The sequence below is a fragment of the Paenibacillus tyrphae genome, assembly GCF_024158745.1.
In the GTDB taxonomy this organism is placed as follows: domain Bacteria; phylum Bacillota; class Bacilli; order Paenibacillales; family NBRC-103111; genus Paenibacillus_G; species Paenibacillus_G tyrfis_A.
This window is the reverse complement of the sequence record NZ_JAMZAW010000005.1, coordinates 344,305-365,049: the sequence shown is the minus strand read 5'-3', so window position 1 is coordinate 365,049 and position 20,745 is coordinate 344,305. Positions and strand designations below refer to the sequence as shown.

Annotated in this window: 19 protein-coding genes; 7 read left to right on the top strand and 12 right to left on the bottom strand. The window is 47.7% G+C overall.

All coding sequences use genetic code 11. The annotated features are described in order from the left end of the window. Window positions 1-284 precede the first annotated feature (284 nt). The 4 genes from NI000_RS10450 to NI000_RS10435 form a co-directional block, all read right to left on the bottom strand. Window positions 285-542 (bottom strand): DUF4177 domain-containing protein, encoded by a 258-nt coding sequence (locus NI000_RS10450; RefSeq protein ID WP_253410172.1) that lies wholly within the window; start codon window positions 540-542, stop codon window positions 285-287. Next, entirely contained in the window at window positions 535-1,386 is an 852-nt protein-coding gene (locus NI000_RS10445) for a barstar family protein (RefSeq protein ID WP_253410170.1), read from the bottom strand. The genes NI000_RS10450 and NI000_RS10445 overlap by 8 nt, the downstream gene beginning before the upstream one ends. A 78-nt stretch (window positions 1,387-1,464) precedes the next feature. Then, window positions 1,465-2,193, bottom strand: a complete 729-nt coding sequence (locus tag NI000_RS10440) for an ATP-grasp domain-containing protein (RefSeq protein ID WP_253410168.1) — start codon at window positions 2,191-2,193, stop codon at window positions 1,465-1,467. A gap of 318 nt (window positions 2,194-2,511) precedes the next feature. After that, the gene (locus NI000_RS10435) at window positions 2,512-2,889 is read right to left on the bottom strand and encodes a hypothetical protein (RefSeq protein ID WP_253410166.1); all 378 of its coding nucleotides are present in this window, start codon (window positions 2,887-2,889) and stop codon (window positions 2,512-2,514) included. A gap of 262 nt (window positions 2,890-3,151) precedes the next feature. Between NI000_RS10435 and NI000_RS10430 the strand changes: the two genes are divergently transcribed. Then, window positions 3,152-3,571 (top strand): GNAT family N-acetyltransferase, encoded by a 420-nt coding sequence (locus NI000_RS10430; protein ID WP_253410165.1) that lies wholly within the window; start codon window positions 3,152-3,154, stop codon window positions 3,569-3,571. A 34-nt stretch (window positions 3,572-3,605) separates the two neighbouring features. Here NI000_RS10430 and NI000_RS10425 read toward each other — a convergent pair whose 3' ends face one another. From NI000_RS10425 to NI000_RS10415, 3 genes are all read right to left on the bottom strand, one after another. Then, entirely contained in the window at window positions 3,606-4,586 is a 981-nt protein-coding gene (locus tag NI000_RS10425; RefSeq protein ID WP_253410163.1) for a hypothetical protein, read from the bottom strand. 16 nt (window positions 4,587-4,602) lie between these two features. Continuing rightward, window positions 4,603-4,908, bottom strand: a complete 306-nt coding sequence (locus tag NI000_RS10420) for a hypothetical protein (RefSeq protein WP_253410162.1) — start codon at window positions 4,906-4,908, stop codon at window positions 4,603-4,605. A 72-nt stretch (window positions 4,909-4,980) separates the two neighbouring features. Continuing rightward, window positions 4,981-5,130 carry a hypothetical protein gene (locus NI000_RS10415; RefSeq protein ID WP_253410160.1) on the bottom strand — a complete coding sequence of 50 codons (150 nt, stop codon included), beginning with the start codon at window positions 5,128-5,130 and terminating at the stop codon, window positions 4,981-4,983. Window positions 5,131-5,393: 263 nt separating this feature from the next. Here NI000_RS10415 and NI000_RS10410 point away from each other — a divergent pair, with 263 nt between their 5' ends. Next, window positions 5,394-6,023: a hypothetical protein gene (locus tag NI000_RS10410; protein WP_253410158.1), complete on the top strand. Its 630-nt coding sequence runs from the start codon at window positions 5,394-5,396 to the stop codon at window positions 6,021-6,023. A 115-nt stretch (window positions 6,024-6,138) separates the two neighbouring features. On the opposite strand, the gene NI000_RS10405 is transcribed toward NI000_RS10410, so the two are convergent. The 4 genes from NI000_RS10405 to NI000_RS10390 all read right to left on the bottom strand — a co-directional run bounded on the left by NI000_RS10405 (window position 6,139) and on the right by NI000_RS10390 (window position 15,453). Further along, a complete protein-coding gene (locus NI000_RS10405) occupies window positions 6,139-7,542 on the bottom strand; it encodes a sensor histidine kinase (protein ID WP_253410156.1) in 1,404 nt (467 codons plus the stop codon). Window positions 7,543-9,108: 1,566 nt separating this feature from the next. Beyond that, entirely contained in the window at window positions 9,109-11,421 is a 2,313-nt protein-coding gene (locus NI000_RS10400; protein WP_253410154.1) for a M4 family metallopeptidase, read from the bottom strand. A gap of 396 nt (window positions 11,422-11,817) precedes the next feature. Beyond that, window positions 11,818-13,473 (bottom strand): AMP-binding protein, encoded by a 1,656-nt coding sequence (locus NI000_RS10395; protein WP_253410152.1) that lies wholly within the window; start codon window positions 13,471-13,473, stop codon window positions 11,818-11,820. 18 nt (window positions 13,474-13,491) lie between these two features. After that, the gene (locus tag NI000_RS10390; protein WP_253410150.1) at window positions 13,492-15,453 is read right to left on the bottom strand and encodes an NADPH-dependent 2,4-dienoyl-CoA reductase; all 1,962 of its coding nucleotides are present in this window, start codon (window positions 15,451-15,453) and stop codon (window positions 13,492-13,494) included. A gap of 192 nt (window positions 15,454-15,645) precedes the next feature. Between NI000_RS10390 and pdxR the strand changes: the two genes are divergently transcribed. From pdxR to NI000_RS10375, 3 genes are all read left to right on the top strand, one after another. After that, on the top strand, window positions 15,646-17,049 hold the full coding sequence (gene pdxR, locus NI000_RS10385) for a MocR-like pyridoxine biosynthesis transcription factor PdxR (RefSeq protein WP_253410148.1): 1,404 nt from the start codon (window positions 15,646-15,648) through the stop codon (window positions 17,047-17,049). A gap of 98 nt (window positions 17,050-17,147) precedes the next feature. Further along, entirely contained in the window at window positions 17,148-17,900 is a 753-nt protein-coding gene (locus NI000_RS10380) for an HAD-IIB family hydrolase (RefSeq protein WP_253410146.1), read from the top strand. Then, window positions 17,897-18,589 carry a M24 family metallopeptidase gene (locus tag NI000_RS10375; RefSeq protein WP_253410145.1) on the top strand — a complete coding sequence of 231 codons (693 nt, stop codon included), beginning with the start codon at window positions 17,897-17,899 and terminating at the stop codon, window positions 18,587-18,589. The genes NI000_RS10380 and NI000_RS10375 overlap by 4 nt, the downstream gene beginning before the upstream one ends. Before the next feature lie 193 nt (window positions 18,590-18,782). Here the strand turns inward: NI000_RS10375 and NI000_RS10370 are convergent, their stop codons facing one another. Continuing rightward, a complete protein-coding gene (locus tag NI000_RS10370; protein WP_253410143.1) occupies window positions 18,783-19,343 on the bottom strand; it encodes a WYL domain-containing protein in 561 nt (186 codons plus the stop codon). On the opposite strand from NI000_RS10370, the gene NI000_RS37090 reads away from it, so the two are divergent. Continuing rightward, window positions 19,318-19,446, top strand: coding sequence for an imine reductase family protein (locus NI000_RS37090; protein ID WP_375540960.1), 129 nt, complete (start codon window positions 19,318-19,320; stop codon window positions 19,444-19,446). The genes NI000_RS10370 and NI000_RS37090 overlap by 26 nt on opposite strands. 219 nt (window positions 19,447-19,665) lie before the next feature. Continuing rightward, window positions 19,666-20,484, top strand: a complete 819-nt coding sequence (locus tag NI000_RS10365) for an alkaline phosphatase family protein (RefSeq protein WP_253410141.1) — start codon at window positions 19,666-19,668, stop codon at window positions 20,482-20,484. Window positions 20,485-20,745 lie beyond the last annotated feature (261 nt).

Genomic DNA, 20,745 nt, shown 5'->3' with positions numbered 1-20,745 from the left:
CCCGTAAGAGGTCACTTTTTTTCAAGTGCCCATCTTACGGGTTACAGTTCACATTAGGGTCAGTTTTAAGATTAAAGTCAGCAGCTGACTCTCTGCGAACACCAACTAACGAATATGTATCGTCCTTTTCTTTTATCAACAGGTCATCCGCAATAATTTTAGCATCAAATATCTGACCTTTACGATATCGAATTCTAATGCCTGAATTCTCAGTACTAATTACATCCTTCTTGCATATGACTTTCACAAAAAGACAACTCCCAATCAAAGTGACCTTTTATTGCCTATTTCTTTCTCTTGAATACACAAATGACTTCCTTTGAAGATCCTTGATGTTGGCTTGTATCAAAGCAAGATACAAGTTCCCATCCATTTGATCCCATTACATTAAGTTCGTTGTCAAATTCTTTTATATCTAACGTTCCTCCAGTAAAGAAACCTTTTGTGAAGAACTTAAGAGTTCTATATTCCCACTGTTCCATATCTCCATATTCCTTTCTTTTATCTGCATAAAGGCGCTGGCCATAAAATCTATTAATCAAATACTATTTTTACACCTACGCATTCTAGTGTTTCAACAAGAGCCTCTATAAGTGGCCTATTAGCCCGCTCTTCGAAATAAAACTCTGGTTCGTATACAAGTTTATTTATAAAACGTCGTCTATAATTAACTTGCTTCCTCCATGAATGTTTATCTAAGTACTGTTGAGCGACACCGTAATTCTTCCATGTAAGAGTGAACGGTCCGGTAGTACCAAATCCCCCACATAAGCAATCATCCAGCGAGGGTAGATCAAAACCAAAATAGCCTCCAGGACCATTGATCGCTTCTCCCATTGCGCAAAAGAAGGAGGGATAATCCGTCACGTAGGTTCCATCTAAAAAGAAATTCTCTTTTTCACTAGATCTATTCCATTCTCGTGTAGTCAGATTATAGTTTTTGACAGCTTTGAGCCATGCTCTTCTCCCTGGTACATCTAGAATGGCCCATTCATTGATATGTACGGGAGGAGATATTCTCCACTTGTTCCAAATTTCTATTTCCGTACGATTTGCAAACGATTCTAAAGAGCCTTTGAATTGAATATCCAGGAAATCCTCTGGAAATCCGATTTTATGATAATAAATTTCATCATATATGAGGAATGTATAGCTCCCTATGGGATTCTTGTCATTATCGAGAATACAGACATACACACATCTATTCATCGATTGTTTTTTTCTTATAAGATATTCCTTAAACTCGTTGCAAAAAACAAACTGTTTACATTGGATTTTATGATACAAATGATCCTCATCTTCATAGATCTTTCCGCTCAGACCTACGATTTCACTGCAATATCCGATTGTTAAGTCACTGTCATGATCAATAATGGAATAGTTCAATTTTTCACTTTATCTCCCACGTTAAATTTCCATATACGAACCTTCCAAGTAGAGCAATCCCATGAACTCCGTGTTGCATTAGAATTCACACTCATCTATTGTATTGGTCAACTCAGCCCATCTGGCCGATAATAACTTTGCATAATCCAGAGAAAATAATCCATAGTACCCTAATGAATATCCGTCATTAACCTCTATTAATAGGGTTTGCCCTTTATCTGTTAATCCAAAATCTACTGCATATCCTTTAGGGGCAGTTTTGTATTCTGCGACAACATCTTCAACAACTTTATGATCGTAGTGTACTCTCCAGTCGCCTCTATATCTTCGAATGTCTAAAATCCTTCCGTATCTAACAAAACATCTCCATTCTGCTACAAAATTCACAACCTCCGAACATAATATCTCTGGATCTTCGCCATATGTACCACAGCCAATTAAATCCTTAGTACTTCTGACTACTACTCCTGTAAACTTTTTATCCTCTACTGGCTTTATAAATACATTCCAATTCTCAGGGTTGTTCGCGATTATGCTTAGTTTGGAATTCCAAACCTTTCGACCCAGGTAACCCTTTAATTCTTCTGGATAGTCAATTTCAGGTGTAATTATATTATGTTTAAAAAGTACTTTTCTAACATCGTCAACATAGCTAACAACTATATCTTCTTTTTTACTATCAGATAATTGTGCTATATCTTTGAAATAACTAATTTCAAATCCCATTTGTTTAAATCCGTCATAGGCTGCATAAAAATTGTGGCTTGCAATTTCGTTGTCAAAATTTTTTCTTATATATATCTTCATTTAAGCACCTACATTCTATGTTAACTCTGATAGAATCAGACTTTTATTGTCCATCAATAATTTTTACCTTCTAGCATGTGCGCGGCGAATGATTGAAATTTTCAAGCATCTGCGACTATCTATAATTAGTCTTGGTTTTCAAGTTGTTTCAATAGTAAAATTATACCACATCTTTCATAAGACAGAAGTCGAAAAAGGTAAAAAAACAGAAGATAGAACCCAAGACATTATTGAAAGTCCCTTTCATTCAGGACTAGGTAGTCCCCTTGCAAAAAAAACCTCGAGAGGCGCGAGCCAATCAAGGTTTTAAATCGTCGTCTATTCCAAGTCTCTTTGTGCTAAATCAAGAGCAACAGCCATTTTTATTTGATCCATTTTACTAAGTCCTTTGACATAATCTCGTAGAGAGATTGTATCAACAATAGGCTTGGCATCGAAGTTATACCTATCTAATTCAATTAATGCGATAGTATCCGTATTAATTAGAAGTCTATAAAAATCTTCTCCTTGCTCAGGCACGTGTCCAATAAAATAAGCCGTCCTCATTTCGGGGAACGAATTCCGTAGTACATTCAAAAGTCTTTCATTTGAAGGATCTTGAAATAAAGACTTATGTGAATCAATGAATCGAACTCTAAAGTCCTGTTCTGTTTTACTTCCTTTAAGCTTCATTTCATCATCCCGCATCCATGGCATAAAATAATTTAGTCCTATAATCTCGTTCTATTTTGTATTGCAGTACTAATTGAGAGTCTTTAAAAGTATAGACTCTTTCACATTCCTGACAGCGTTTAAAATCAAAAATATCCTGCAATCGTTGTTTAGTTCAAGCATAAGAAATATACTTGGAGAATGGAAGGGGGCATGAAAAACATGGAGTTCAAAATCGGAAAACTCAAGTAATATATGGTGGTTGTCAGTGCGAGCGACCACCAATTCTAATGATAGGTGGTTAAATATGTCAAGTAAACCGTACGAAATCATCGAACGTCCCCCCTCTGTTCTGGAACATAAAACATTATGGGAGGCAGTTGGTTGGGGAAAAGTCAATATAGAGATGACCGAGCAATCCATTGCTAATTCAGTATATTGTTTAGTTGCAATAAGCGATGGAAACGTAATCGGTATGGGACGGATTGTCGGCGATGGAGCAATGTACTATTATATACAAGACGTAGCTGTATTACCCGAGTACCAAAATTTGGGAATAGGCAAGCAAATTATCGAAAAACTGCTGAACTATATAAATGATAATTGTTCCGGAGCAGGTTTTGTCGGTCTATTCGCCTCGCATGGAAAAAATGAATTTTATGAAAAATTCGGATTCCAAGACCATTCGCCCGGCATGACAGGGATGTTCTTAGTAGTAGGCGGCTAAGATTAGCCGCCTCTTCAAATAAAGAATTGTCTATTCAATCATTATAAATGCTTCGATAAACCTCTCTAAATCTGGTCCCGTCGCCTTCAATAACACTGACTAAATAGTCACCATACTCCTCTTTATAATCAAAATGCAAATTAGAACCCGTGTGCAAGAAAGCAATGAGGGTATCCTTGCTCGTACATGTTTCTATGATTCGCAATCCGTTTTGTTCAGAGTATTTTTTGAAATTTTCCCAAAAGTGAATTTCCGTTGCCCGTATAATTTCGTCCTTGCCGCGATAATTGTGGTAACCTAGAAACTTCACATTTTCTCCTATGAACTCCTTGTTATCATCGTAGAAAATTTCCAAAAGCCAGTTCTTGAATCCAAACCCCAAGATGGTGCCAGATATTCCACTGTGGCTTTCGTTTAAGCAACATTTCATTAACAAGTCGTTGAAACTGATGGTTTGATTACCTGGAAGGTTAAAAAATCCGCTGTACTTCAAATATTGGATCAGGGAGAAATTCATGCTTTCCATCTTAAGGACGGAGGTTTGGGAAGTCACAAGATTAATTAATCTTTTGTTTCCAAATCTATTTGTGATCTCCCTAATTAGAAAATCATCATGTGTCTTTGAGTAATGAAAGGTCAACCGCAATCCATTGCAAAGCACAACTCTGACGCTATTTTTAGTTTGTGTGCTTGTACTGATGTCCAGTTTCTGCTCCTTTGCATAGTCCTGGAAATTGCGATAAAAATTAATCTCACTGCCTTTTAAGATCTTGTCTCTGTCATGAATTCTGGTAAGTCGTTTAAAATCGAGAAGTGACCCGTAGTAATGATTTTTTTTATAGATCAGGGTCAAATCACATTGTTGAAATTCAAAATCTAACCGGAGACCTTCTTCGCTTCTGTTACTTACTTGACAGGTAAGCATTAGCTCATTCAAGGTCATGTTTTGATTTTCAGGTATTTCAATAAAACCGCCATACTTCATAAAGTCATTTAGCTTCGTGAATTTTTTCATTTGATTGGCTGCACCTCTATCCCTTTGCCATCTGAGCCAATAAGGTTTGGGCACGGCTCACTTCCAAATCCAGCACGTCAGTATCCAATTGCAAAGAAACATACCGACCCAGGGCAAGTTGAAGCCAACGTTCAGCCTCTTCGTATTTTTCCGTTTGCCACAGCAAATCGCCGTAACAAACTGCCGCACGAATATAAGTAGTGCTGTCTCCGGCGGAATCCGCGGCTTCAATCGCCTGCGTCAGGCACTGTTCTCCTTGTTCTAACCTGCCAAAGTCTAAATATTTCAAAGCCTTTTGCAGTTCATTTTGGGCTTTGTTCATAATCGACCCCCTCGAGTTCCGGAGCCCCGCCTTCCGCCGGCGCCCGATAATGTATTGGACATATCGTTCGGCTCATCCCATTGGATATTTTGTGGCCTCGTTTTTCAATTTCAATAGTTTGGTCGTATGCAAAGTCGGCGGCGGTACGCATGCGCGGCGTATCCAGCAAGGTAATTTACCATCCGCATCCCGCTTGATGTCTACATCCTTGTCTTCAACCATCGCGTACGCCTCCGCTTGATGTCTACATCCTTGTCTTCAACCATCGCGTACGCCTCCTTAACCAAGGCGATAAAGACCACGACCGCGATCAGGCCCCATGGCCATCCTACATTATATTTAATGTAAATTATATTAGGAACAAAAAAATTTTGTGAAAGATGATTCAAGGCTATTGTTCTCGATAAACGATATTAAACTTTTGCTATGTATTTCATACTTTGTCGAAATATGATAAAATATATCGAAAAAGGGAGTTGGAAATATTGAAGCAATCTCGAACGGATCAATTCAATAGGTACAAAAAGGAAAATCGAACAAGAAAGCAAAAAGCCCTCTTGATAGTAAGTACGATAGTGCTTGGGATATTTATTATTGGCGGTTGTGGGGGAAAGTCCTCCAATGTTAATGATACGCAAAAGACTGAAACTAAAGAAAAAAAGGCCGAAGCCATCTTTAACGTTACAGCATTCAAAAACCAAACTTTGTCCAGCATAGAAAAAACTTATGGAAAACCAATTAAATCAGATGTAGTCAAAAGTTGGATAATGGCTGATACTGGTGAGAAAGTTAAGGTGACAAACTACTATTATGAAATCAATGGGGATAGCTTTCAATTTAGTTTTTACAAAGATAATGTTCTAGGAATGGTCTATTATATCCCCAATAAAAATAATAAGATTTCAACACTGACCGCGGAGCAAATTAAAAAATTTGACTTCGGAGTGTTCGGATTGCCAAACGACAATAATCTCGAAAGAAACGTAACGCACGCCGTTACATGGAAAGGATTCAAAGATCTATACAGTGTTACTTTGATTGGCCTTCCTAATGCTGAGGCAACAGCAGTACCCCAAACGGAATTTAAATTCGTGTTAGAAAAACAGTATAGGTAACCAACCGATTGTATACATCTCTTAGCCGAGATGTATTGCGAAAACAGCAAAGAGGGGCTTTCACCCCTCTTTGCTGCCCCATCCACAATTCTGCCAACGGACAAGCGTATCCAACTCACACGGACATCGTCTCCCGAATCGGGATCGTCACGACAAGCTTCGTCCCGGCGCCCTCTCTCGAATCGAGTTCCAGCCGCCCGTTCAAATGCAGGACGCGGCCCTTCATCTGCTCTACGCCCATCCCGGAAGATCCAATCTCCATACGGCGCGCTTCCGTACTATTGAACCCGACGCCATCATCCTCATAAGTTAATACAAAAGCACGATCCGCGACCGTCATCGTAAACGTTACATGGGAAGCTTGCGAATGTTTTTTCGCGTTATTAAGCAGCTCCTGAATGATGCGGAAAATATGCTTCTTGGTCGTCAAATCCTTCGCTTCGATGGCAGAAGCCCTCTCCTCCTTGAACCTGAGCACGAACGGCGTGTGATATGCTTCCTTGTCGAGATACGACCTTACCGTTTCGATTAATCCGATTTCCTTCAGCAGAAACGGGTTCAACTCGAAACAGCTCTGGCGCAGACTGTTGTTGATCATCTCTACGAAATTGACGATGTTGTTCAGATGCTCTTTATCTTCTTTGTTCATCGCGTATTTGTCCAGCAAAGAAATGAATCTCCGCTTGAGAAAAAATAAGTCCTGCATCGTCGTATCGTGGAGATCGGCCGCAATCCGCAGCCGCTCCTCTTCCTGCAATTCGAACATAATTTTGCGGAACCACTGAATATCCTGCGCCGAATGCTCGTTCGGAAGCTGCGAGGCAAGAAGCTGCATCTTCGCAGTTAGCTTGCGAATTAAATGAACATTCTCCAGGCTGACTTCCAGGTACGAGGTAATCAAATGCAGCCATTGAATTTCTTCTTTACCTAGCAATGTGTTCGCTTTATTCCGCGTGATGACCAAATAGCTGGTATATTGTTCATGCCGGTGAATCTCGATGCAGGTATACAGCGGGTGCTCAGACAAAGCCGATGATTGGAGCAAATGCTTAATCTCTGCCGCATCGATATCCCCTTCGGCGATGATCTCGGTATCATGCTCGTACCGAAATACAATGGCTCCGCCCATTACTTCGAGCGTCTGAACAATGTCCACGAGCACAATATCCTTCAACTCACGGAAGCTTGAGATGACCCCAAGGTTCTTGGAAATTTTCTTCAAAGCGGTACGCAGTCTGAACTTTCTCGGAAATAAAAACGCTTCAAGTCTAGTTGTAAAATATTCTACCGAATACAGAACGAAGGAAATCATAGCGACAGAGCCTGCAAAAACAAACAAAATCTGCTTCTCATCGGCGAGATTTTGAAATAGGAATGCGAAGATTGCCGTAAATACCCCCGATGGTACAAGGGCAAGCAGACAGGCAAAACCAAAGCGCCGAAGCACCAGACCGATATCGTACAATTGGTTCGAGGCAATCAAGTAAGCGAATGAGATCGGGAAAAATAAGATAAGCAAGCTTGCATAGACGGCATCTATTATTGGATAAGTGGCTATCAATTGAGGTATAAATGAAAAGCAGATGACCGGTAAAAACGAAATAAACAAGGAAAACAAAACACTTTTAACAATGCTTGATAAATAAGACTTTTCTCTGCAAACTTTGAAATACAATAACACCAAGACGCTAATATTGGTTATAAAACCTGCAATAAATAGCCACAAAACTATAGTAGCATCAAAACTGTAGATCATGGTTACCATTGGGGGATATATATATAAAAGTCTCATTAAGAACCCTGTTATAACAATACCGTACAAAAACTTCAATATTCTAGCTGGCAACTGAATATTTCCTTTTTCCCTAAAAAAGACAACTAAGAAATGATAAAAAACAATGGGCAGAATGATCATAAAATTGCCTATGAGAAACTTCCCAAGAAGATCCCCTCTCACGGAAGCACCTCGACTCAAATAAATGACAGCACAAGTTAGAAAAACAACCGCAAGTAATTTGGCAGAAGGAGATTGCCGCATTTTCATATAAAGTAAGCCAGCCATGAACAAACATAAACCTGTCTCTAATAACGGAACAATATCATAAGAAATCGAACTTTTGTTATCAACAGCAAATTTATATTCTTGCCCGTCTCTCAATACGGTGACTTGATGAACCTGTTCCACGGCTCTCCATCTGTAAATTACAGGATTTTCGTTGGGGAGTTTTCCATCGACTTGCTTGATAATATCGCCAACTCTTACATCCAATTTCTTGTTTGCCTTTTCTTCCGCAAGTTCTTCAATCACCCATTCGTTCTGCTCATTTAACGTAAGATAAATTCCTACATAAGGAAATTTAAAAGTAATAAAAGCACACCATATCAACATCCCAGCTAAAATCAACAAAAGTAACCAAATTAATAATTTTTTTGGCATAAAACTTCTCCCTAATTCTTACTTTAACAAAAATTTCTTGATATACTAGTCATAGCAAAATCGTCCAAGAGAGGATGTCCCTTATATGCTAATCATCCAGTTGACTCCACAATTACATCATGTCGTTCATGGGTTCAAAAACGTTAATCCAATCGAAATCGAAGGGCGTCTCGCAAATAATTTATATCTATCTACCGCAGAATCTTTGGCTTTGATTAAAACGTTTAAGCAGACTTTAAAGTGCGAGCCATCAGTTATAAAAGAATTAGATAGAGGCTGGCTATAATCACGAGTATTATTTTACCAAATAAAAAAGATATTGTATATTAGGTCTTTCCATCTATAAACATCTTTTTAGAAATATCCAGCTACTACTTACGATCTGTTCTGCCTCAAAAACAATAAGGCAATATGACTCAACTACACTTTTCATGAAGTCAAAAAATAGTATAGTCATTAGTCCTGCTTACGTTATTCTCGATTTTTCGAAAAGATCCAACTGTAGTACACGTACAACATCAAATTCCCCACTCCCAAAGAGGCGGGGGCTTGGAAATTTATTACCAAAAGCGATTTACCCTGTCCTACTACCAAAAAAAAGACCGCACCTGCTGACAGGTGCGGCCCCTTATCACCTAACTCCAAACGTTAATCCACCAAGCTCCACAACGCCGGCACGAGCGCCGGCTCCCAGCCCGGCAGCGAGGTATGGGCTTGAAGCGCTTTATACGTTTTGCCGCCATAGGATACGAGGTCATTGACCTTATACGCTACGAACGGTGCCCACGGCTGTACCGTCGATGCCGTATCTGTCGTAACCGTGACCGGGTTGCTTGCGGCCGAAACGTTCCCGGCGGCATCCTTCGCTTTTACCGTAAAGGTGTAGGCTGTTTCGGCGGTCAGTCCGCTCACCGTGGCCGTTGTTCCTGCAACCGATGCGGCTAAGGCAGAGCCATTATACACATCGTACCCGGTAACGCCGATATTGTCCGTGGAGGCATTCCATGACAGGGTTACGCTCGTCGAGGTTTTGCCGGTCGAAATCAGCCCGGTCGGCGCGGTCGGCGGCTGCGTATCCGGGTCGGAAGACGTAGACGTCGTCACCGTGACCGGGCTGCTCGCGGCCGATACGTTGCCGGCGGCATCCTTCGCTTTGACCGTAAAGGTGTAGGCCGTTCCCGCTGCCAATCCGCTCACTGTAGCCGCTGTTCCTGTCACGGATACGGCCAAGGTGGAGCCGTTATACACATCGTAGCCCGTCACGCCTACGTTGTCCGTGGAGGCGTTCCATGACAGGGTTACGCTCGATTGCGTTTTGCCCGTCGAAATCAGGCCGGTCGGCGCGGTCGGTGGCTGCGTATCTTGCGCCGGGGGACTGCCTACGCCTACAGCGCCGTAAGCGGCTTTCACGGAGTTGACCTGCGTGGAGTTCGCCCCGAACAGATCAGTAGCCGCTTGAATCGCCGCCGCGCGGATCGCCGCAAAATTGGAGGATGGCGTCAAATATAATGTAAGCGTTTTATATATAATTTTTGCCGCGTCGCTGCGACCGATTCCCTTGACCGTCACCCCGTAATGCGTGCCGCCTTCCGCCAGCAAATAAAACGCTTTGTTGTTAATGCCGCTGTTAATATGCACACCTCCGTTATCGTCAGAGCCCCGGTACAGCTTGCTGTAATGGTCCGGCTGATTGTACAGCTCCGGATTTTCCATCGACCGCAAAGCGTCGCCCGGCTTGTTCGGCGTGTAGATGTCGTCGCCGATCAGCCAGTTTTTCCCTTGAATCGTATTGCCGAAAATATCCGATATCGACTCGTTGAGCGCGCCGGATTCGCCTTGATAAATCAGCCCCGCCGAATGCTCGGTCACGCCATGCGTCAATTCGTGGCCGATGACGTCCAGATCCCCGGAGAAGGTGCGGAACAAGTTGCCGTCCCCATCGCCGTAGGCAATCTGTACGCCGTTCCAGAACGCGTTGTTATAGTTCCGGCCGTAGTGAACGCTGGATTTGATCGCGAGCCCGTTGCCATCCAGACTATCCCGGCCAAAGTTGTTTTTGTAATAGTCGTAGACAACTTCGGCGTAAGCATGCGCGTCAACCGCTGCCGGGTCGGTCCATACGTTGTCCGAATCCGTCAGCAGCGTGCCTGGAAGCGACTGGCTATAATTAGCAGAATACGTAATAATGCCTTTTCCGCGCGTGTTGTCCTGAAGCACGTACTGCGACCCGCTCGCCGTAGTCGTGAAGGTCTTCGTATCGCCAAGCACGCCCACGCCCGTACCGGTAGCTTGATCGAGCATGCTGAACTTGTTGACGATGTTTCCGTTGTCCGCGTTAATGAAGTAACGCACGCGCTGCGGGGAAGGCTCCAGCACGTTGACTTCTGTAACGTAAACGAGAAGGTTTTGCCCGTTGTACGGGTAAATATTCAGCTCCGCCGTTTGCTCCCTCTGCTGGCTCCCCAGCTTGCCGATCCGCTTCTCGGTGTCTTGATTGGCGATCGCAATCGCCTTCTCCGCGCTAATTTGGGGTGTCAGAGGGACCAAGGATTGCTGCCCCGAATCGGGGACGGTGCTTCCGATATACGACGTGACATTGCCCTGCTTGTCGAAATGCAACGTTTGATCCGCACCGAATACGGGAATTCCCTGGATATACTGCTTCAACCGGACATGTCGTGTTCCGGTCTCGGCATCGGTCACCTGCTGCGTAATTCGAATGCTTTGCTTCGTATCCCCTGCCAGTCCGAGAACGCCTTTCTTGGATTCCAAATATCCCCAGACCTTATCCTCGTTCGACATGCCTTGAGGCGCGATCCACGTTTCCCCGATAAATCTGGGTGCGGCCGTTGGCACAAGTCCGCCTTCCGAACCGTTCGGCGCGTTCGATGCCGCACCTGCCGGCAAGGCAGCCGTCGTCATCATGGCCCCCAGGGCAATGACGGTAAACACTTTTTTCATAACTAAACTCATCTCCCATCGTTCGATTTTACATCCAGCCAAGCCTGCAATCGGTCAATCTATAAGTACTCATCCCTCCTTACATGGTTTTATGGCAGACAAAAGCTTCTATGCAAGTACAACAAGATGTCCACACCGGAAAACAACAAAAAAAGGATAGCTGTTCACCATAGCGAAAACGGGCTCACCCCTGGGTGTCTGCACGCGTTAGCCTATTTTGGAACCGCTTTCCTTTTTTTTAGAATACTGTAATCTGTCATTGGTGTCAATTAGCCTTTGGTCAATTTTTTATAAAGTTAAATCTGTCGCAGAGGTCTCCATGGCAGCCTGCCCCGGCACGGTCTCATAAACAAAAAGACCTCTGCAGCACTTTACAAAACCGCTCTCTCCGTCCGCCTACGTATTTTGAATCTGATTCGCCCGTTCGTACAGCACCCTGCGCAGCAATTTGCCCGATCCGGTCTTGGGCAGCTCGTTCAAAAACTCGACTTTGCGCGGATATTTGTATACGGCCATATGCTCTTTGGCCCAATCGACGATGTCCTGCTCCGTCACTTTCCCGACCGCTTCGTCCTTGAGCACGACATACGCCTTCACTTCCTCGCCCCGGTAATCGTGGGCTACGCCAACGACGCAAACTTCTTTAATCGCGGTATGCTTGTGCATGATACTCTCCACTTCGTTAGGGAAGACGGAGAAGCCCGACGATTTGATCAATTCTTTTTTCCGGCCGGAAATATAGACGTAGCCGTCCTCATCCACGTGCCCTAAATCCCCGGTTAAAAACCATCCTTCGACAAACGCGTCAGCCGTAGCCTGCGGGTTTTTCCAGTAGCCCTTCATGACCATCGGTCCTTTGAAAGCGAGCTCTCCCTGCTGTCCGGGCGGAACCTCCACGGTCGGATCGTCTATGGCAACGACGCGAACGTCCGCATCCATCAGTGGGATGCCGGCTGAGCCAATCCTCGCGTTATCCATAAAGTTCATCGTAATCTGGGCCGTTGTCTCGCTCAGTCCATAGCCTTCCAGCAGCCGGGTACGGGTAACTTCGTAGAAGCGCTCAAAGATCGGCCTAGGTACCGGAGCGCCCCCCGACAGGCAGCCCGACAGGGAAGACAGATCGTAATTCGCTGCGTTCGGGTGATTAATGACCGCGATATTCATCGTAGCCGTGCTTACCCAATGCTGGATTTTCAGCTTGTGAATCGCTTCCAGAACGACGTCCGGCACAAAACGGTGGAACAGCATCATCGCGCCTCCATTGCAGAGCGGCGACCCCATGCAGTTGATCAGGCCGATAACATGAAACAAAGGCATCGCCACCAGATGACGGTCGCGCGGCTTCGTTCCCACCCCGTCCCTGAACGAAAACGCGTTAGCCACAATATTGCGGTGCGTCAGCTCCGCGCCCTTGGGCATGCCCGTCGTTCCCGAAGTGTATTGCAGCACCGCGGTATCGTCCAGGCACGCATTGGCCGGAGGAATCGGATCGTCGTAATGAATCAACTCCAGAATGCGCTCCTCTCCCGGAAGCCTGCTTATCGTTCTCTCCATAGGACCGAACGACATCGGAAATTCCGGATGATCGGGGGCAAAATCCGTCAGCGCCGTCGAAATGATCCGCAGCCCAGGAAACTCCGACAAAATCGGACACAAATGCTCCAGCAAACTTTCCTGAATGAAGATGGCCTTAGGCTTGGCGTCTCCCAGCAGATGGCTCAGCTCCGCCCGCTTGAACATCGGATTCATGGGCACCGCTATCGCGCCCAGACGCTGGACGGCCAGAAACGCCATGATAAACTGCGGGCTGTTCTCCATATAGAGGGCGACGGTGTCGCCCTTGTCCACGCCTCTTGCATGCAGCTGGGAGGCGAGCTGCAAGTACATGTCTGCCAGCTCGCCATACGTGATCATCTTGCCATAGAAGTAAACCGCCGTATCGTCGGGATTCGTTCGCGCATGTTCCTCAACATAGTTTTCCAGGACCTTATCTTCAAAGATGAAATGCCGCGGAACATCTTTGGGCCACACCTTGTACCATGCTTTTTCCATGCTTACCCCTCCATATCGTTATTCGGTCTTCGCAAGCCTGCCTTCCTCGTAAGCAACGCACGCACCTTCATAGATGGCTCGCTTGGCATCCAGCTCTCCCGGGAATCGGGCCCCGCCGATTTTGACGACAGGAATGCCTGCCCGCTGAACGAGCTGGTCATCCCACGCTTCGGATAGCTGTCCGGCTGCAAGAATGACGGTGTCGGCGGGAATTTTTTTCGTTTCCGGCCCGTGCTCCGTCTGCAGCTGTATGACAACTCCGTCTTCGTCAATCCGCTCGTAGCTTAAGTCGGTCACAAATTGAACCTTCTTCTGCCGCAGATGCGAGAGAAGCGCCCAACGGGTCGTTTTGCCAAGCGTTTCGCCGGGCTTGCCTTTTCTGCGAAGCAGATAAATCTCACGCTCCGCCTGCTCGGATAAGTAATGCGCCAGATCGCAGCCGATCCCTCCCGCTCCGATGATCACGACCCGCTTCCCAACCTCGGCCTCTCCCCGGAGCACTTGCTGATACGTCCATACATGAGGAAACGAGGTACCCGGCAGCTCGGGGATTCGCGGCTTGATACCGCTGGCCAGCACGACCAGATCCGGAGCATGAGCGACGATTTCCTCCGGCGTCGGACTATGGTTTAAGCGGATATCTACGCCTAAGCGGTGCAATTCATGCTGATAATAGCGCAGCGTTTCGGCAAACTCCTGTTTGCCGGGAATCCGCTTCGCCAGATTCAACTGCCCGCCCAGCCGGTCATCTTTTTCGTACAGCACGACGCGCTCGCCAATCTCCGCCAATGCCCGTGCCGCTTCCATCCCGGCGGCCCCTCCGCCGATGACCGCGATGTGGCGGGGACGTTGCACCCTGAAAGGCTTCCACTTCGATTCCCGGCCCACCCTCGGATTGACCAGGCATGAGGCGGGTCGGCCTTCGAACACTTGATCGAGACACGCCTGATTGCAAGCAATACAGGTGTTGATCCGGTCGAACTGCCCGTCGCGGGCTTTGCGCAGCAGATCGGGGTCCGCCAGGAACGGGCGCGCCATCGATACCAGATCGCACGCTCCGCGCTGCAGCAGCTCATCGGCCAGCCGGGGATCGTTAATTCTGTTGCTGCCGATCACCGGAACGTTCACCGCCCGTTTGATCATTTCCGCGATGTGAATATATCCGGCCCGGGGAACCATCATGGAGATGGTCGGCACCTGGGATTCATGCCAGCCGATTCCCACGTTGATCGCATCCGCTCCCGCGTCTGCCACCATGCCGGCGAATTGCAGCGTTTCTTCCTCCGTCGTGCTATCCGGGACCAGATCAGCGCCGGATAGCCGGAAAATGACCGGATAGCCGGGTCCGACCGCTTCGCGAACCGCCTGAACGATGCGCAGCGCGAATCTTGTCCGATGCTCGAATGAGCCGCCCCATGCATCGGTGCGTTTATTGGTCGCCGGGGATAAGAATTGATTGATCAGATACCCTTCCGACCCCATAATCTCCACGGCATCGAATCCGAGGTCCGCCGCCTTCTTCGCGCTGGCCGCAAAGCGGGCGATAAGCTCCTCGATTTCCTCGTTGGTAAGCTCCCTTGGCGTGTGACGATGGATCGGCGAACGGATGGCGGAAGGCGCTACGGCGAGGATGCCCGTCAAATCCGAGTAAGCGTACCGCCCGGCGTGAAACAATTGGGCCGCGATCCGCCCTCCGGCCGCATGCACTTGAGCCGTCAGGCTTTCCATATGCTTGCAATGCTCATCGCTGTAAAATCCCATGAAGTTATGACCGCCGTCCCCTTCGGGCGAGACGGAAATGCCGCCCGTCACGATCAAGCCGGGACCGTCCTCACCTGCTCTTTCCTTATAGAAATCAATCAAGGCTTGACTGCCCGCTTCTTCCCCTTCCAGCCCGGTATGCATCGAGCCCATAAGGACACGGTTGGGAAGCTCCAAGCGGCCCAAGCGTATCGGTTGAAACAAATGATCCAGCTTCATTGTCTCTCTCCCTTTCGTTTCACAGGACCTGCTATATTGATCATTTATATGCAGGACTTGTCATTTATAACATCCGCTTCGCAGGTTAGGTTTACATCCTGAATTCAACCTGCGTATAATTAGATTTATTTATGTCTATTTATAACTAAATAGCATTAATACATACGATTATGTTGAAGTTGAGGGTGTCCGATGCGTGAGCTTTCCTTAGAACTTTTGCCGAATCAAGCGCCTTTATTTTTTCAAATTTACGGTTATTTCAAAGATGGAATCCGACAGGGGCAGTTGCCGTACGGCTCGTTTCTCCCCTCCATTCGAAGCTGCGCCCGCACGCTGAAAGTCAGCAAAAATACGGTTGAAACCGCGTATCAGCTTCTCGTCTCGGAAGGCTACCTCCGCACCATTCCCAAAAAAGGCTATCAGGTAGTTCATCAAGCCGAAACGCTCGTTCATGATCCGGGATCGGCTTCAAGCGACGCCTTGAACAAAGATATCCAAATCGATTTTCGATACGGGAATATCGAGCTGTCCGCTTTTCCGTTCCATCCATGGAACAAAGCGCGCAACACGCTGATCGCTCATTATCAAAGCAAGTATGAAGTGGAAGGAAATTCCCAAGGCGAGTACCTGTTAAGGAACGAGCTGTCCCGGCTGCTGTATGAATCCAGAGGCGTGGTGTCCGGGCCCGGGCAGATGATTATCGGCTCTACGCCTCAGCAGCTCTTATCCCTGTTAAGTCAGCTTCTGGACAAGAACCGGAATGTCATCGGCGTCGAAAACCCCGGCTACGACGGGGCAAGAAATACGTTGATCAACCATGGCTTTCAAGTCCGTGCGATTCCGCTGGCCGAAGACGGTATTTCGATTGAAGAGCTTGAGAAGAGCAGGGCGAATGTGGTGTATGTGAGTCCTTCCCAGCAATTCCGAAACAAGCTGGCGATGTCTCAAGACAAACGGCAGCAGCTGATTCAGTGGGTCCGGTCGCGCGCAGGTGCGAATTCGGTTAAATACATCATCGAGGATGACTACGAATGGGAGTTCAGGTATGACGATCGTTATTTGCCGTCCATTCAAAGTCTGGCCCCCGAGAAGATCATGTACATCGGAAGCATTTCCAAAACTTTGCTGCCGGTCGCCAATCTAAGCTATCTGGTACTTCCCAAGGCGATGCTGCCTTTATTTCGCTTGAAAGTAAGGGAATACGACCAGCCTGTGTCCCGGCTCGATCAGCTGACCTTGGCCCACTATATAGCCGACGGTTATTGGCATAAGCATTTGCTCAAGATGCGGAAGCACTATGAAGAGAAACGGGAAGCTCTATTCGAAGCCATATCCCGGTACGAGTCGTACTTTGTGGAGGTCGAGGGAAAAGATACCGGGCTGCACGCTATCCTAACCGTGAAAACAACGAAATCCGAATCGGAGCTCATTGCATCAGCGCTGGAAAAAGGCGTCAAGGTTTACGGGACTTCCAGGTACTGGCTTCGTCCTACAAGCGAGTATCCTACCCTGCTGCTTGGTTATGGAGCCTTGAGCTGCGATGAGATTCGTATGGGCATCCGGCGGTTGACCGAAGCTTGGTTCGGCCCCGCTTGAAATTGGCTTGTCCCACCGATTTTCGTGATTCTGTCCCTTTCCCCGTCATGCGAATGCATTATGATTGGTAGTATTACTGCTAGCGAGGTGAATGACAGATGAACTTTATTTTAGATATGGACGGGACGATTTGCTTCAAAGGGCAGCCCATTTCAAAAAACATTCTGGATTGTTTACTGGATTTGCAGGAAGCCGGCCATTTTATCGGCTTCGCTTCCGCGCGGCCTTACCGCGATATGCTGCCCGTTCTGGACGAGCGGTTTCACGACCACCTTCTCATCGGCGCGAACGGAGCGATGGCTCATTACCGGGGAAAGCCTCTCTACTTGAATGCCATTCCCACCGAACTGGCCCGCGAAATCGTAGCCATCCTGGATGAATTCCAGGCCGAATATTTGATTGACGACAAGCTGAACTATGCTTTAAAGTCGCATCGGCCTCATCCTCTGCTCATGAGTCTGGACCAAAACAAGCTTGCGGAACGCATAGACGTGAGCCGGATCGAAGCTTTCGTTAAAATTGTCGTGTTGGCGTGCGACAGATTTAAACAATTAGCGGACATCATTTCCCGGCTGGATGTGACGATTCATTATCATTCGGCGGAAGGCATTTTAGATATTACTTCGAACAACGTCAACAAAATGAGGGGTCTGGAACAAACCGGTCTTGGGCTGGAGCCGTTTATTTGCCTGGGCAATGATATGAACGATCTCCCGCTGTTCGAAAAGGCTCTCCATTCCGTCGTCATCGGGGAATTCGCGCCTCTGCTGCATATCGCCAAAGAGCAAATTCCAGTGGATGACCGGGTGGAACAAAATATTATATCCAAGCTGAAGGAGCTTAGCGCATGAATTCTTATATGACCCAACGACACTTATCGCTGCGGGAAGCCGAGACGAAAGCGGCCGAGCTGTTCAGAGCGATCGAAGAAAAAAGCCTGCTGCGCAGCGGCGTAACCGAAAAGCAAATCAATCGTGAAATTTACGAGCTGGCGTTCCAAATGTTCGGCATCAAAAAATATTGGCACAAGCGCATCGTACGGGCCGGCAGAAATACGCTGTACCCTTACCGGGAAAATCCCCCGGATTTGACCGTCTCCGAGGAAGATATTGTGTTTCTCGACTTTGGCCCGATCTTCGAAGACTGGGAAGCCGATTTCGGCCGCACCTACGTGCTGGGTGACGACCCGATCAAATTAAAGCTGCAGAGCGACATCGCTCTGGCTTGGGCGGAAGGGAAAGCCTTCTTCCAATCCCAGCCCCAGATTACCGGCAGCGAGCTGTTTGCTTTTATAAGCGGGCTTGCGGCAAAATACGGCTGGGAATTCGGAGGCACGCACGCCGGACATCTCATCGGCGAATTCCCTCACGAGCAGATCCAAGGCGAAGAAGTCGAGAACTACATTCATCCAGAGAACAACATTCCCATGAGAGACCCGGATCAGAACGGCCGTCCGCGGGACTGGATCTTGGAGATCCATTTTATCGACCGGGAGCTTGAAATCGGCGGTTTCACGGAACAGCTATTGACCGTTGAATAGACTTCGTTGGATAGTGCGAGGGGATGGGGGAGCGCTTTCGGTCGCTGCTCCTTCCTCGATCCAAGCGAAAGTGCCGTTCCGTTAGTTCCAAGCCATTCCTCCTTTCTTCTGCGACATTGGGTTTCTTTTTCCTTTCTTTAAACATCCTTCGACGTGATTCCTATAAATTCCTTCTATGGTAATATAATGATAATCATTTCGAATCCGCATATTGGTTAAGCATCTCACGGAGTTTGCTTTGTATTTGCTCTCGCACCGCTGAGGGATGCTTCACGTTTGCCTCTGTGCCGAAGCCGAGAAAGAAGTGCACCGCCCATGGCGCGTACGACGCGCTCATCATGGTGCGAATCGTGCCCGAGCCGTCCTCGCGCAGCTTGACGGATTGGGACAGCCACAAATCCGACTGGCATCGCCTTACCCCCTCCGGCGTCAAGTCCACCTCAAGCTCCAACGCCTCACTCTCATCCGTTCGCAAAATCCACGTCTGTATGTGCTCCTCGGTCGTATCCAATCGCCGGCTTTGGTCGGCCTCATGCGAGAAATCCTTCACCCGATCCACGCGGAACACCCGATAATCCTCCGCCAAAAAACAGTACGCCTGGCAGTACCACAATCCATTCATCGTATACAAGCCGAGCGGCTGGATCATCCGTTCCCGGCGCGAGGCCGCTTCGTACGCGATCGTGACGACCCGCTGCTCCAGCGCGGCCTCCAGCAGTTCCTTCAAAATGGAACAAGCACGCGAAGCCGGCATGAACAACGAATTGCCGCTATTTGCCCACAAGCTTTTCCAGAGGGCCATAGATGAAGGTTATGGCGAGGAGGAGGTTGCCGCTCTTATTAAAATCATGCGTTAGTCTCGCGGCCAATCGGGCGGAACGCCAAATAACAGCGAAACGGCCGGCTTTTTGATTCATGGCGCCAACGAATGAAGTCCATGCTGCAGCAATAGAAACATTGTTGTTTTTCCTCTTTTTCACAGATATTGTGTGTTTAATTGCGTTTTGTTGTAATTAGTTTGACTTTTTCCCCTAACGAGGATTATGATAAACGTAACGAAAGGGGAGAGCTCATCCATGAAACCTATCGCTCGTGTCATTATTATCGGCTGGGACGGAGCAGGCAACTTCGTAACGTCCGCGAATACGCCGAACTTGGACCGGCTCGTCCGGATGGGAACGTTCGACTTCCAAGCCCAGACGGCGACGCCGACGATCAGTGCGCAATGCTGGGGATCGCTTCTGCATGGCGTCGCGCCGGACAAGCACGGGTTGACCAACGAAGCCGCAAGCAGCCATTCGTACCCGGACGACTCGCCGTATCCATCGATCTTTCGGGTCGTGCGCGAGGCCTATCCCGACGCCACATTGGCCGCATTCAGCGCGTGGTCCCCGATCAACGACGGCATTATCGAACCTTCCATCGGCGTCCATAAAATATCGATGAAGGACCGCGATCTGTCGCTAGCCGCAGCCGCTTATATCCGGGAGCACCCCGAACTGAAGCTGATGTATGTCCAGCTGGATTTGCCGGACGCGGCCGGTCACCGGCACGGTTACAATACGCCCGAACAGCTGCGGGCGATCGAAGAAGCGGATGAGCATACGGGATTTATCCTCGATGCGCTCGAACAAACGGGGCTTTTGGACGATAGCTTGCTGATCCTCGTATCCGACCATGGCGGCGGCGGAGCCGATCCGCGGGATCACGGCAGCGATCACCCGATGGACAAGACGATCTTCTGGGGCTGCGTCGGTCCGGGCATCGGGCGCGGCGCTTCGTTTCCGGGCACGATGACGATTACCGACACGGCGGCCGTCGTCGTCCGGGCGCTCGGCATCGAAGCTCCCGCATCGTGGGAAGCGAAGCTTCCGGAAGGACTTTTCGCGAAATAATTTCGTTTGCTTGATCACCGTTTCCAGGCTCGCCGTTTTGAAGGGCCCCCAAGGCTTGATCGCCTTTGCCACGGGGCCCTCAATCACAAGGAAATCCACATCGATTCCATGGAAAAGCGCCCGCCAGATGAGTTCGTCGCCAAAGGTCATTCCGCCCATAGTTTATCGATTCCATGTAATCCCATCCCCCCCCAAAAAAATTCCTGCTGAATAAAGCTCCGTTCTCTATAAAATTCTAGCATACCTGGATATCTAATAATT